The sequence below is a fragment of the Rohdeia mirabilis genome, from assembly GCA_007750655.1.
Lineage (GTDB): Bacteria > Planctomycetota > UBA1135 > UBA1135.
On sequence record CP036290.1, the window covers coordinates 1,221,689 to 1,234,303 of the forward strand.

Below are 12,615 nucleotides of genomic sequence, written 5' to 3' on the forward strand. Positions count from 1 at the left end.
ATGAGCCTCCGCCTGGCAGCTGGCGACCTGCTCGCGGCGCACCCCGGCCTCGAGGACCCGAATTTCGGGCGGACGGTGCTCCTGATCTGCGAGCACTCGGCGGCCGGTGCGTTCGGTCTGATCGTCAACCGCCCGACGAACGTGACGGTGGACCAGCTGCTCCCGGACCATCCCGTGCTGGGAGGGCTCCAGTTCCCCGTGCTGCTGGGTGGCCCCGTCGACCACGAGCGTCTGCACTTCGTCCACTCGGTTCCCGGGCGAATTCGCGGCGGCAGCGAGCTGCGACCCGGTCTGTGGATCGGCGGCGACGTCGACGAACTCGGGCGCTACCTGCTCGAGCAGCGGCGGGCGGGCGCGGGCGTCGACGTCCGTCTCTTCGTCGGCTACGCCGGGTGGGACGACGGACAGCTCGACGCCGAGCTCGAGACCGGTTCGTGGATCCCAGCGATCGGGCGCGACGAGTGGATCTACGGAGCGCCCGAGCAGGACGTGTGGGAAGCGGTCGTGAGCGCGGCCTTCGAGGCCTCCGACGACGTGCCCCCGGCGCCGCACGAGGCGAACTGAGTCGTCCGTCCGTGTGCGGCGGGGTTCAGGCTCCGCCCAGTGCCGCCAGCAGGATCTCGCCCAGGTCCTCCGCCTTCTTGGCGCCGATCCCGACCACGTCGAGCAGCTCGGTCGTGTTCGAGGGACGCTTCGAGACCAGGTCCACGAGCGTCCGATCGTTGAACAGGACATAGGGCGGGACGCCGCGTTCACTGGCGAGACGGCGACGCAGGGCGCGCAGCGACTCGACCAGTTCCGAGTCGAGATCGGGGTCGTCGAGGATGGGGGAGGGCCCGCGCGAGCCGCTGCGCGAGCGGGTCCGGCCCGCCACCGACTGGGGTCGGCGACACAGGAACAGTTCGACGTCGCGTTCACCGCGCAGCACCTCGGCCCCGGTCTTGGACAGCGCCAGCGTCGGGTACTGGCCCGGCGCGACCAGGAGGAGTCCCTTCGACACCAGCTGGTCGATGAACGTCCGCACGTCGCCCTGCGACATGGTGCTCAAGAGGCCGAAGGTCGTGAACCGGTCGTGCCCGAGCTCGCGGATGCGCGCCGTGTTCGCGCCGCGCAGGACGTTGGCCACGTGACCGGCGCCGTAGGTGTGTCGACAGTGCACGACGCACGACAGGATCTTCTGCGCCACCACCTGACCGTCGGGCACGGTCTCGAGTTCGCCGAGGCACACGTCGCACGCGCCGCAGCCTTCCTCGATCGAGCCGTGGAAGGTGCCGCCGAAGTGCTCGACCAGGAAGCGGTGGCGGCACAGCGCGCTGCCTGCGAAGCGCCACAGTTCGCTCAGGCGTTCGAGGCTCTCGCGCAGTTCCTCGCGCGCGCCCTGCACACCGGCTTCGTCGGCCTCGGCGGAGCTGCGCTCCATCAGCGAGCACCAACCGTGGTAGTCGGCGCCCGAGTAGAACATCACGCACTCCGACGGCAGTCCGTCGCGGCCCGCGCGCCCGGTCTCCTGGCTGTACTGTTCGACGCCCTTGGGCAGTGAAGCGTGCACGACGAAACGCACGTCGCTGCGGTCGATGCCCATGCCGAAGGCGACGGTGGCGACGACCACGTCGATGCGTTCGGACAGGAAGTCGTTCTGCACCGAACGTCGCTCGGCGCCGTCGAGGCCCGCGTGGTACGGACGGCAGCGCACGCCGCGCGCCGCCAGGTCCGAGGCCAACGACTCCGCGTCCTTGCGGCGCAGCACGTACACGATGCCCGCGTCCCCGGCGTGGCGCGCGACCACGCCGTACACGTCGGTCGACGTGTCGCGGCGCGGAACGATGCGGTAGGTGAGGTTCGGGCGATCGAAGTCGCCGACCAGGCGCAGCTCGTCCTCGAGACCGAGTTCGGCCACGATGTCGTTCTGCACGCGCGGCGTCGCGGTGGCGGTCAACGCGACGATCGGCAGGCGTGAACCGCGGCGGCGCAGTTCGCCGAGCATCCGGTACTCGGGCCGGAAGTCGTGCCCCCAGTGGCTGATGCAGTGCGCTTCGTCGACGGCGAGTCGCGACGCACCGAGGCTCACGAGCCGCTCGTAGAAGCCGGGCAGCGCCAGACGTTCGGGCGAGCAGTAGAGGATGTCGAGTTCGCCCGCCCGCAGCCGCTCCCAGGTGGCGTCGCGCTCCTCCGGCTCCTGCGTGCTCGTGAACACCCCGGCGGCGACGCCGTGCCCTTCGAGCGACCGCAGCTGGTCGTCCATCAGCGCGATCAGCGGACTGACCACCAGCGTGAAGCCCGGCAGCACGAGCGCGGGTGCCTGGTAGCACAGACTCTTGCCCCCGCCCGTCGGCAGCACCACGAGCGCGTCGCGACCGGCGAGCACGGCCTCGGTCGCCTCGGCCTGCAGCGGTCGCAGCTCGTCGAAGCCGAACACCTCGCCCACCCGCGCTCGCAGATCGTCGAGGGTCGGGGCGGGGCTCGTGGGGGAGGTCAACGTGGGGCGGGGCAGGGCGCCGAATTCGCGGTCCGAAGTCGCTCCGCCGAAGGTCGGAGGCTGCTTCGAGGCGCATGGCGCGCCGCCAGGTTAGCGAGCCGCGTGGGCGTCCCGCAGCGCCTTTCGAGAGGCCGGGTCGAGCTTCGCCGTGAGGTTGCGCAAGGCCTCCCGCGACAGGCGTTCGCGGTGATCCCGGGCGAAGGCGGATACGCGTTCCGGCTCGGCCACGCCCAGCTCGCGCAGCACCCAGCCCACGGCCGTCTGCGAAAAGCGCTCCGGATCGCGCACCAGGACGTCCGCGGTCTCGAGCAGGAGGTCGGTCTGGCCGGGGAAGGCCGCGTCGCCGTGGCGGGCGAGATTGGCGAAGGCCACCAGCCCCGCGCGTCGCTGCCACAGGGTCCGACCCTTCCGCCAGTCGGCGATGGCCCTGGCCGTTCGCGCCGGGTCGTCCGACTCGCAGACCAGGTTCGCGAGCAGCTTCACCGCGAACCAGTCGGTCACGTTCCAGTCGCCGACGTGCCCCAGGTCGAAGAGCCGAGCGAAGGCGGGCAGGTCCGTGTCCCCGAGGTTCTCGATGCACAGCTCGGCCAGCGCGATCGTGCCGGCCAGCTTGTCCTCGGTGAAGCGCGAGGCGAACAGGTCGAGCGCCGCGTCGCGCCCGGTCCTGACGTCTTCGCCGTCCAGACCCTCGTCGTGCCACCAGGCCTTCGTCGCGCGCCGGACCTCGGCCATCGGCACGCCCCGGAACGCGGCTTCGCCCTTCAGGTAGCGCTCCCACCAGGCGCGCGTCGAGCCGCTGGCGCGCCCTGCCAGCGTGCGCTGGAGCCGCCGGGTACGCGCGCTCACGCTCGTGTCAGGACTGGCCATCGCCCGCTGCCCGCGCTCAGATCGCGACGTCGCGTCCGAGCTTCTCGCCGACCGTGCGCGCCACGTTCGCGTACAGATCGTGGCCGTCGCGGTCGTCGACCCAGGTCTCGCCGTTCCAGTCGTAGTGCCAGGCGCGCACGCCCGCCGCGTACCACATCTGGTGCGACCCGGCCTGGCGGTTGAGCACGAACGTCACGCCGTCGGGGAACTCGAACTTCACCACGCCGTCGGCCGTCGCGTAGTCGAGCTCGTCCGGATCGAAGTCCTGGAGCCAGTCCTCGATGCGGTTGAGGCAGTGGTCGGCGAGCGTGTCGTACTGGATGCTGTCCATGGGCGGGCGGCCGGCGAGCGGCGAGGGATCGGAGTCGGAACGTCGGCGGCGCGGCGAACCGCACGGGCGAGGATGGGCGACCTCGGGGCGGGCCTCAAGCGGGAAGCGACTCCTTCCCGCGGTCCCCTCGGTTCAAGCCAGGCCCATGGCGTCGACGCCGTCCTCGTCGAACCCGAGCAGGTGCGCGAGTTCGTGGAAGAGCGTGATGCGGATCTCCTCGCGCAGCTCGTCCACGTCGAGGGCGCGGCGCTCGAGGTTGCGCTGGTAGAGGTGGATCGCTGGCGGCAGGTCGGCGAAGCCTTCGAACGAGCCGTCGAGGTCGCTCACGCCGCGGAACAGGCCGAGGGTGTCGGGCGGCACGTCGGGGCCGGCGGCGCCCGGGCCAGGAACCGGTTCGACGAGCACCGGCACGTCGTCGAGTCGCGCGGCGAACCGCGGTGGGAGTTCGCGCACGGCGGCGTCGACGACCTGGTCGAAGGCCGCGCCGTCGAGCACGGTGAAGGCGCCCTCCATCAGCTCGCCCGCGCGGCGTTGCCACTCGAGGCCGGCGTCCGGGTCGCCGAGGAGATCCGCGCAGAGGGACAGCCTCAGGCGCGTGGACACGGACGGTTCGTCGGCTTCGAGCCGCTCGAAAGCGGCTCGTGCGTCCTCGGGCCGCCAGCGCAACAGGTCCACCTCCGCGCGCGCGAGGACGAGGTTCGTGACTGCGCCCGTGTCCTCGCCCGACTCGATCTCCGCCAGCTCGAGCGCGCGCTCCGCCGCGTCGAGGTCGCCCAGGTCGCACAGCGCCAGCGCGGTCAGGGCGCCCGCCTCCGGGTGGGGGCGGTCGTCGTCGTCGAGCTGGGTCAGGATGGACAGGACCTCGCTCGCGCGTCCCTCGTCGAGCAGGGCCCAGGGGGCGTCGAGTTCCTCGTCGGTGAAGGGATCGGGGGTCATGGGGCGAGATCCTAGGTCATCGGGCGCTGGCGGCGATCCGTCTACGGTCGAGCACGAGCCGAGGCCGATCCTCCCGGGTCATGTCGTCGCGCCGCCCGCTCTCGATCCTCGGCTCCGCCGCCGCGCCGCGGACGCACGGATCCGCACCGACCGGGGCCGTACCCGCTCTGCGGCTCGTCCATCCCATCTACACGAGTGGCGGCGCGATCTCGGCCTGCGCGCTGGCGCTGTCCGACTCCTGGAGCCGAGCCGGGCTGCCGATCGAGTTCTGGGCCACGGCCGCGGCGCCCGAGGCCCGGCGTTCCTACCACCGGCTCCCGGTGCCGAGCGTGCGTGCGCGGCTGCACTACAAGTTCCACCGACCCGAGGCCCAGCTCGCGCGCCGCGTCGAGGATGCGGTGCTCGAGGTCGCGCGACCTGGGGACTTGGTCTACGCCTGGCCGACGACGTCGCTCGAGTTCGTGCGCGAGCTGACGTTGCGCGGGGTGCGCGTCGCCGTCGAGCGCGTCAACTCGCACCGCTCCACTGCGCGCGCCGTGCTCGATCGCGTCTACGCGCGGCACGGTCTCGATCGGCACCAGCCGCTGACGCCGAGTCACGACCACGGTCCGTACGAAGCGATGCGCGAGACGCGCAAGCTCGAGCTGGCCGACGCGATCGTCAGCCCGAGCCCGTTCGTGACCGACTCGCTCGTGGCGGCGGGACTGGATCCCGCGCGCATCGTGCGTACGAGCTACGCCTACGATCCCGCGACGTTCATCGCGCCGACGGACGAGGAACGCGCCGAGCGGCGCCGCGGCAAGCGTCCGCGCTTCGTCCACGTCGGGTCGGACGTCCTGCGCAAGGGCGTCGGTGAACTCTTGGCCGCCTGGCGCCTCGCCGACGGGCCGGGCGAACTGTCCGTGCTCGGAGACGTGCCTCCGGCGCTCGCGCGGCGTTGGGACTGCGATCTCGCGCGCGCGGACGTGCGGACGACCACGTGGATCGACGGGATGGCCGAGTACTTCGCGGACTGCGACGCGTACGTGCTCGCCAGTCACGAGGAGGGCAGTCCGATCGCGACCTACCAGGCCATGGCGGCGGGCCTGCCGTGCCTCGTGAGTCCGGCGGGAGCCGGAGGCGTCGTGCGCGACGGGATCGACGGCTTCGTGCGCGATCCGTACGACCTCGACGGTTGGGCCGAGGCGTTGCAACTGCTCGCGTCGGACGTCGGACTGCGTCGCGAACTCGGTGCGAACGGCCGGGAACGGGCCCGCGCCTTCACCTGGGAGCGCGTGGCGGCGCGGCGCTGGGCCGTGCTGTCCGAGCGACTGGCGCCCGGCGTGTGGAGCGTGTCGGCGGCCTGACGGTCGTGTTCCGTCAGCGCGCGCGACTCGCACCGCGCTTCGGGATGCGACCGACCGTGCCCGCCTTGCGCTCGGCCTCCTTGCGCGCCTTCGTCGCCGCCCACGAACAGATCGGACAGGCGTCGAGGTCGTGGCCGCGGGCCGGGCAGTGCTCGCGCCCGAAGAAGATGATCTGCAGGTGCAGCGCGTTCCAACGCTCGCGCTCGAAGAGGGCCTTGAGGTCGCGTTCGGTGCGTTCGACCGACGAACCGTTGGACAGTCCCCAGCGCGTCGCGAGTCGATGGATGTGCGTGTCGACGGGGAAGGCCGGCACGCCGAAGGCCTGGGACATGACGACGCTGGCCGTCTTGTGACCGACGCCGGGCAGGGACTCGAGTGCTGCGAAGTCCGCGGGGACCTGGCCGTCGAACTCGTCCACGAGGCGCTGGCTGAGCACGCTGATCGCTCGGCTCTTCTGGGGCGAGAGGCCGCAGGGGCGGATGAGTTCGCGGATCTCGTCCACCGGTACCTGGGCCATGCTGGCCGGATCGCCGGCGCGTGCGAACAGGGCCGGCGTCGTGCGGTTGACGCGCTCGTCCGTGCACTGGGCGGACAGGAGCACCGCGACCAGCAGCGTGTACGGATCCGTGTGGTCGAGCGGGATCGGCGTCGTCGGGTACAGCTCGTCGAGCAGTGCGACGATGCGTTCGGCCTTCTCGCTGCGTTTCATGACGGGGCGATCGTGGGGCGTCGGGCGCGCGTTGTCCACAGCGAAGGGGCCCCGCACCGGTCGGTGCGAGGCCCCTTCGTCGCCGGCTCTCGAAAGACGCCGGCTCTCGTTCGGCCGTGCTTCAGGCGGCCTTCGTGCTTCAGTCGACCTTGTAGAGGTGCACGTCGCGCTGCGGGAAGGGGATGCTGACGCCTTCCTTGTCGAACTCGGTCTTGATCGACTTCGTGATGTCCCAGTAGACGGTCCAGTAGTCGGAGGTCTTGGTCCAGGGGCGCACGACGATGTTGACCGACGAGTCGGCCAGGGCGTGGACGCGAATGACCGGCGCGGGCTCGGCCAGGACCAGCGGGTGCGACTCGACGATGCGCTTGAGGATCGCTTCGGCCTTGTCCATGTCGTCGCCGTAGCCGATGCCGGCGGTCAGGTCGACGCGGCGCGTGTCGTTGGCGGTGACGTTCGTGATGACGCCGCCCCAGATCGAACCGTTCGGAACGATCTGCACCTGGTTGTCCGGCGTGCCGATCGTGGTGGAGACGAGGCTCATCGACTTGACGCTTCCCGTGACGCCGCCGGCGGTGATGAAGTCACCGATGTCGTAGGGGCGGTACAAGAGGATCATGACGCCCGCGGCGAAGTTGCCCAGCGTGTCCTGCAGCGCGAAGCCGACGACGAAGCCGAGGACGCCGAGGCCGGCGAGCAGCGGACCGACGTCCACGCCGACGGTTCCGAGCGCCATGATGAAGCCGATGGCCATCACGAGCTTCGCCGTTGCACCCTTCAGGAACTCGAGCAGGAGTTGGGTCGGGCGGAGCTTGGACTTGGACAGCGCGCCACCCACCAGCGAGGCGGCGATCGACGCCAGGATCTTGAAGACCACCAGGATCAGCACGAACATGATCGCGGTCCCGATCATGCTCGCGACGGCCTTCGGCACGCCGAGCTTGTCGGCCATGAAGTTCACGACGAGGTCGCGCAGCTTCGCGGCTTCCTCGCTCGCGCCACTCACCAGTTGATCGGTCGTGGGCGTCTCGGCGACGCTCTTGGTCTTCTTCTCGCCCGCAGCGCCATCGTCGCTGGTCGCGACTGCGCTCTCCGTCGTCGCTTCGCCCTCCGACGAGGGCGGCGCGTCCGTCTCGGCCCCTCCCGCGTCGCCGCTTTCCTGGACGATCGGTTGTGCGAGCGGCGCCGCGCCGGCTGCCGCGAGATTCGTGGTGGTGAAGAGGCTCGCGACGACGAGCGCGAGGACGAGCAGGATGCGTTTCATGGATGTGGTCCGGTCGGCGGCGCGCGTCCCGATGGAGGCGTCGCGGTGCGTGGAGATGAGTGAGTCGCCCGCGCGGTGGGCGCATTCGGGCGGGCCGAAGTTCGAGGGTCGTGAGCCCGAGCTCCGGCGCTGGTCGACGGCGCTCCGAGCGCCCGTTCGACTCTTGGAAGTCGCTCGGTAGCCTAGGGACGGGGACGCGTCGTTCCAGTCCGTCCGCCGAAACCAGTGCGCACGGGCGCGATCCACCCGGGTGCGCCGAACGGTCGCTCGGGGGCGCCCCCGACACGGTCCTGCAACTGGGTGCCGCGGTCCCGCTGGCGGTCCGATGCGGCGCTGCGCGTCGTTCGCACGCGCCGATCAGTCTCGGCGAGGACCATCGCCACTGGGCTTCGCGTTCGCCCGTTCGTCGCGCTCGACCACGCGCAGCGCGCCGCCGGTGAGCTCGTCGAGCACCGTCGTCGCGAACACGCCCGGCGCGAGGGCGAAGCGCAGGCGCACGAACGGCCCCAGATCGTCGCGACCCGCGTCGACGTCGGGCTCGGTCAGCTTGGTGCGCAGGGGCCGGCGCGCTCCCGAACAGGACAGTGGCCCGCTCGCGGCGAAGTGCTCGCGGGTGAGACCGGCTTCGCCGAGCACCGCTTCCTCGAGTTCGAGCGCGGCGCCGGTCGGTCGCTGTTCCTTGGCGCCGAACAGCGGGCCCGACGGTGAGATCTCGAAGGCGTCGGCGCGGTGCTGCTCGTCCGCGGCGCGCTCGACGACGAAGCCGCCGTTCGACGTGGCGAAGCGCACCACGTCGCCGTCGAGCAGGCGCTCGACGTGCGGCATGCGGCGCGCGAGCACGCGATCGAACAACAGGGACTGGGCGGCCGAGACGAGCAACCGCAGTTGGGTGCGATCGAGACGCCGCACGATGGCTTCCGGATCGGCGCCTTCGAGGCCTCGGCCGTCTTTCGCGAGCGCGGCACAGATCGCGCGCGGCTCGCGATAGCTGCGCGGCCACAGGGCGGCGGCGCCGGCGAAGTCACCGGCGTCGTACAGCTGGCGCGCCTCGAGCACGCGTCCGAAGTCGCGCGGCCCGGGGCGCCCGCACATCAGGTCGAACGCCTCGCGCCACGCGCCGCGCACCAGCGCGATGCCGATCTCGCCGCTGTCGCCGCGATGGCCGTAGCGCTGGGCACCGAACCAGCCGGGCACGCCGCGTCGGGCCAGGTCGTCGAGGCCCGCGCGCAGTTCGGTCGCGACGCGGGCCTCTTCGCCCTCGGCCGTGCCGCGCAGCACGATCTCGAAACGGTTGCCGTTCGTGTGCCCGATCCGCAGCTTGCCCTGGGTGCGCGTCGCGCCGAGCACGCGCACGCCGTCGCGTTCCAGGTCGAGTTCGAGCGCTTCCACGTCGGCCGACGCGACGCCGACGACGGTCAAGCGCTGCCGCGTCACGGCGCGCGCGTCCTTGAGCCCCGCGTGTCCGACCGCCGACGGCCGCACGCCCAGGGCCCGCGCGATCCGCACGATCGCCTCGCTCGTGGGGATCCCGCGCTTCTCGATCTCGATGCAGGCGTGTTCGCCCTCGCCCGTCGGTTCGTAGGCGGGGATCTCCTCGACACGGAAGTCTTCGCAGCGGGTGCGTGCGACGAGCGGCGTCGTGAGACGGGACTTCGTCAGGTGGGGGCGGGGGTGGTCCACGTTGGATTGTCGGTACGGTGTCAGGCACGAAACCGCCACCTGCCGCCGTCGTGGCTGCGGTTCGCAGGGACTTGGCGCGGCAGGTGGCGGTTTCGTGCCTGACACCGTACCGACAATCCACCGCAGGCCATCCAGCTCGGCCCATGTCCCACGCCACCTTCCAGATCTCCTCGCGCTTCGACGCGTCGCCGCAGGAGCTCTTCGCCTGGCACGGCCGTCCCGGCGCGCTCGAGCGTCTCGTCCCGCCCTTCGACCCGGTGCGCGTGCTCGCGTCCGAGCCCGCGCCCGACGGCAACCCGATCGGCGACGGCGCGCGCGTACTCCTGCGCGTGGGCAAGGGGCCGTTCTCGATGAAGTGGGAGGCGCTGCACTCGGGCTACGACCCGCCGCACCGATTCGTCGACTCGCAGGAGCGCGGCCCTTTCTCGGCCTGGCGCCACGAACACGTGGTCCAGCCGGAGGACGAATCGGCGTCGCGACTGGTCGACACCGTGAACTACCGCCTGCCGCTGCACGCGCTGAGCGGACCGATCGTGGGTGGAATGGTGCGGCGCAAGCTCGAGGCGACCTTCCGCTACCGCCACGCGACGACGATCGACGACCTGCGCGACCACGCCGACGCGCGCGCGCGGCTCGGGCACGAGCTTCCGCTGCGCATCCTGGTCTGCGGCGCGAGCGGGCTCGTCGGGCGCGGTCTCTGCGCGCTGCTGACCACCGGCGGTCACGAGGTCGTGCGGCTCGTGCGTCGCGAACCGCGCGGCGCCGACGAGATCCGCTGGGACCCGGCCCGGGGCGAGCTCGATCCCGAAGCCGTCGCCGCGTTCGACGGGGTCGTGAACCTGTCCGGAGCGAACATCGCGGAGGGGCGCTGGACGGACGAGCGCAAGCGCGTGCTGGCCCAGAGCCGCACCGATTCGACCGCGACGCTGGTGCGCGCGCTCGTCGACAGCGGGGCGGCGCCGCGGGTGTACGTGCAGGCCTCGGCGATCGGCTACTACGACGACGGTGGGTTCGAGCGCGGCGAGACCGAACCGCTCGACGAGAACGCGCCGCGCGGGGAAGGCTTCCTGCCCGAGCTGTGCGAGCGTTGGGAGGCCGAGGCCGCGCCGCTCGAGGCGGTCGGCGTGCGCACGGCCTTCGCGCGCTTCGGCGTGGTCCTGACGCCGCGCGGTGGCGCACTGCAGAAGCTGCTGCCGCCGTTCCTCCTGGGCGCGGGGGGGCCGGTGGGGAGCGGGCGCCAGGGGCTGTGCTGGGTGGCCTACGACGATGCGCTCGCGGCGCTGCTCTTCCTCCTGACCAGTGCGAACGCCAGCGGGCCGTACAACGTCGTGGCGCCCGAGCCGATCGTCCAGCGCGCGTTCGCCCGCGAGCTGGGGTCGGTCCTGGGCCGGCCCGCCTTCCTGCCGCTGCCCGGCTTCGCGGTCTCGGCGCTGTTCGGCGAGATGGGGCGGACGATCCTCTTGCGCGGGCCGCTGGTCGTTCCGCGGCGCCTCGAGGACGAGGGGTTCCGCTGGCGCCGACCGACGCTCGAGGGAGCGCTGCGGCATCTGCTCGGTCGGTGAGCGGCGCGTCGACGGTCCGAGCGCGCCGAGCGTCGACTTGAACTGGCGCGTGCGGGCCGCGTTCACGCCCGCTCGAGGGGCCGATCGGGTGCGCCGGGAAGATCGCACGCAAACCGAACGTCGATTCCCCCAAAGAGATCGACGCCACCCCGCGTACACCCCTCCATGTCCCGCCCCCTTCGCCTGCTCGCGACCCTCGCGAGCACCCTCCTCGCCCTCGCCACGGGCCTCGCGCCGCCGGCCGGTGCGCAGACGCTGGTGGCCGGCCACGGGATCCAGGCGGCGACGCGCGCTGCAGTGCAGGAGCCCGAGCGGGCCCCGCGGCCCGTCCGTCCGGCCGGGGTCGCGGTCACCGAGGAGACGCTCGAGGCCGCCTGCCACCTCTCGGAGGCCGCCGCGGGACGCGCGCTCCTGGTGCTCGAGGGCGGCGAAGTGGTCTTCGAGCGCTACGCGGGCGGCTGGTCGGCCGAGCGCCCGCACCCGCTCGCCAGCGGCACCAAGTCCTTCGCCGGGGTGCTCGCGACGGTCGCGGTCGCCGACGGACTGTTCGAGGACCTGGACGCACCGGTCCACCTGTTCGTCGAGGAGTGGGGGCAGGACGAACGCAAGCGCGCGGTCACGCTGCGGAACCTGCTCGACCAGTCCAGTGGCCTCGCGCCCCACGATCCGTCGCTCGGTCGCCGCGGATGGGGCATCAACGATCTGGGGTCGCGCAACGCCGCGTCGCGCCTGCTGCGTCGGGACGGCGAGGCACCGAGCGATCGCTTCGTCGCGGCCCTCTCGAGCGTTCCGATGACCGCCGCGCCCGGTGAAGGCTTCGCCTACGGGCCGTCGCACTTCTTCGCGTTCGGCGGTGTGCTCGAGGCCGCGTTGGCGACGAGCGAACGGCCCGAGACGACCTGCTTCGACTATCTGGTCGCGCGCGTCCTGCGTCCGGCCGGGATCGACGCCGAGCTCGAGCGCTTCGGTCCCGACGCGGCCGGCAAGCCCGGACTGCCGGGAGCTGGACACCTGACCGCGCGCGAGTGGGCCAACTTCGGACGCTGGGTCCAGTTGGACGGGGCGCACCGCACGGAAGAGGGGGAGATGGTGCGCGATCTCGTGCCGGGGGCGTTCGACGTGCTGTTCGAACCGTCCGCCGCGAACCCGGGCTACGGACTGAGCTGGTGGCTCTCGACCCCGTCCGGGATCGCTGACGACTCGGGGGCGAGCGTCTCCGACGACGAATTGGAGCGCCTGGCCGGGCTGCCCGCGATCCTCGATGCCGATGGCCGCCCGATCGAGATCGTGATGGCGGCGGGCGCGGGCAACCAGCGCTTGTACCTGGTGGACGCCGCGGACCTCGTGGTCGTGCGCTTCGCCGAGCAGGGGCGCCAGGGGCGCGCCTTCGACGACCGGGTCTTCCTCGAGACCTTGCTCGGGCTGCGCGCCGAGTGATCGGTAC

At 71.9% G+C, this 12,615-nt stretch carries 11 protein-coding genes; 4 read left to right on the forward strand and 7 right to left on the reverse strand.

Annotated elements, in window-relative coordinates; all coding sequences use genetic code 11:
• A complete protein-coding gene (locus Pla163_RS04595; RefSeq protein WP_145184274.1) occupies window positions 1-564 on the forward strand; it encodes a YqgE/AlgH family protein in 564 nt (187 codons plus the stop codon).
• Between the two features lie 25 nt (window positions 565-589).
• On the opposite strand, the gene Pla163_RS04600 is transcribed toward Pla163_RS04595, so the two are convergent.
• The 4 genes from Pla163_RS04600 to Pla163_RS04615 form a co-directional block, all read right to left on the reverse strand.
• Window positions 590-2,476, reverse strand: a complete 1,887-nt coding sequence (locus tag Pla163_RS04600; protein ID WP_145184277.1) for a RecQ family ATP-dependent DNA helicase — start codon at window positions 2,474-2,476, stop codon at window positions 590-592.
• A gap of 90 nt (window positions 2,477-2,566) precedes the next feature.
• Window positions 2,567-3,322: a DNA alkylation repair protein gene (locus Pla163_RS04605; RefSeq protein ID WP_419186320.1), complete on the reverse strand. Its 756-nt coding sequence runs from the start codon at window positions 3,320-3,322 to the stop codon at window positions 2,567-2,569.
• 37 nt (window positions 3,323-3,359) lie between these two features.
• Window positions 3,360-3,674 carry an iron donor protein CyaY gene (cyaY, locus tag Pla163_RS04610; protein ID WP_145184283.1) on the reverse strand — a complete coding sequence of 105 codons (315 nt, stop codon included), beginning with the start codon at window positions 3,672-3,674 and terminating at the stop codon, window positions 3,360-3,362.
• Window positions 3,675-3,806: 132 nt separating this feature from the next.
• A complete protein-coding gene (locus Pla163_RS04615; RefSeq protein WP_145184286.1) occupies window positions 3,807-4,610 on the reverse strand; it encodes a metallopeptidase family protein in 804 nt (267 codons plus the stop codon).
• An 80-nt stretch (window positions 4,611-4,690) separates the two neighbouring features.
• Here Pla163_RS04615 and Pla163_RS04620 point away from each other — a divergent pair, with 80 nt between their 5' ends.
• A complete protein-coding gene (locus Pla163_RS04620) occupies window positions 4,691-5,956 on the forward strand; it encodes a glycosyltransferase family 4 protein (RefSeq protein WP_145184289.1) in 1,266 nt (421 codons plus the stop codon).
• 13 nt (window positions 5,957-5,969) lie between these two features.
• On the opposite strand, the gene nth is transcribed toward Pla163_RS04620, so the two are convergent.
• The 3 genes from nth to truD all read right to left on the reverse strand — a co-directional run bounded on the left by nth (window position 5,970) and on the right by truD (window position 9,609).
• Complete coding sequence (gene nth / locus Pla163_RS04625) at window positions 5,970-6,665, reverse strand: endonuclease III (protein WP_145184292.1); 696 nt, start codon at window positions 6,663-6,665, stop codon at window positions 5,970-5,972.
• A gap of 139 nt (window positions 6,666-6,804) precedes the next feature.
• A complete protein-coding gene (locus Pla163_RS04630; protein WP_419186321.1) occupies window positions 6,805-7,929 on the reverse strand; it encodes a mechanosensitive ion channel family protein in 1,125 nt (374 codons plus the stop codon).
• A 357-nt stretch (window positions 7,930-8,286) separates the two neighbouring features.
• Entirely contained in the window at window positions 8,287-9,609 is a 1,323-nt protein-coding gene (truD, locus tag Pla163_RS04635) for a tRNA pseudouridine(13) synthase TruD (protein ID WP_419186322.1), read from the reverse strand.
• A gap of 143 nt (window positions 9,610-9,752) precedes the next feature.
• Between truD and Pla163_RS04640 the strand changes: the two genes are divergently transcribed.
• The gene (locus Pla163_RS04640; protein WP_145184295.1) at window positions 9,753-11,171 is read left to right on the forward strand and encodes a TIGR01777 family oxidoreductase; all 1,419 of its coding nucleotides are present in this window, start codon (window positions 9,753-9,755) and stop codon (window positions 11,169-11,171) included.
• 165 nt (window positions 11,172-11,336) lie between these two features.
• Complete coding sequence (locus Pla163_RS04645; RefSeq protein ID WP_145184298.1) at window positions 11,337-12,608, forward strand: serine hydrolase domain-containing protein; 1,272 nt, start codon at window positions 11,337-11,339, stop codon at window positions 12,606-12,608.
• Window positions 12,609-12,615 lie beyond the last annotated feature (7 nt).

Coding starts and splice junctions, on each gene's coding strand:
- Pla163_RS04620 (WP_145184289.1), top strand. CDS start 4,691: ATGTCGTCGCGCCGCCCGCTCTCGATCCTCGGCTCCGCCGCCGCGCCG.
- cyaY (WP_145184283.1), bottom strand. CDS start 3,674: ATGGACAGCATCCAGTACGACACGCTCGCCGACCACTGCCTCAACCGC.
- nth (WP_145184292.1), bottom strand. CDS start 6,665: ATGAAACGCAGCGAGAAGGCCGAACGCATCGTCGCACTGCTCGACGAG.
- Pla163_RS04630 (WP_419186321.1), bottom strand. CDS start 7,929: ATGAAACGCATCCTGCTCGTCCTCGCGCTCGTCGTCGCGAGCCTCTTC.
- Pla163_RS04595 (WP_145184274.1), top strand. CDS start 1: ATGAGCCTCCGCCTGGCAGCTGGCGACCTGCTCGCGGCGCACCCCGGC.
- Pla163_RS04640 (WP_145184295.1), top strand. CDS start 9,753: ATGTCCCACGCCACCTTCCAGATCTCCTCGCGCTTCGACGCGTCGCCG.
- Pla163_RS04615 (WP_145184286.1), bottom strand. CDS start 4,610: ATGACCCCCGATCCCTTCACCGACGAGGAACTCGACGCCCCCTGGGCC.
- Pla163_RS04645 (WP_145184298.1), top strand. CDS start 11,337: ATGTCCCGCCCCCTTCGCCTGCTCGCGACCCTCGCGAGCACCCTCCTC.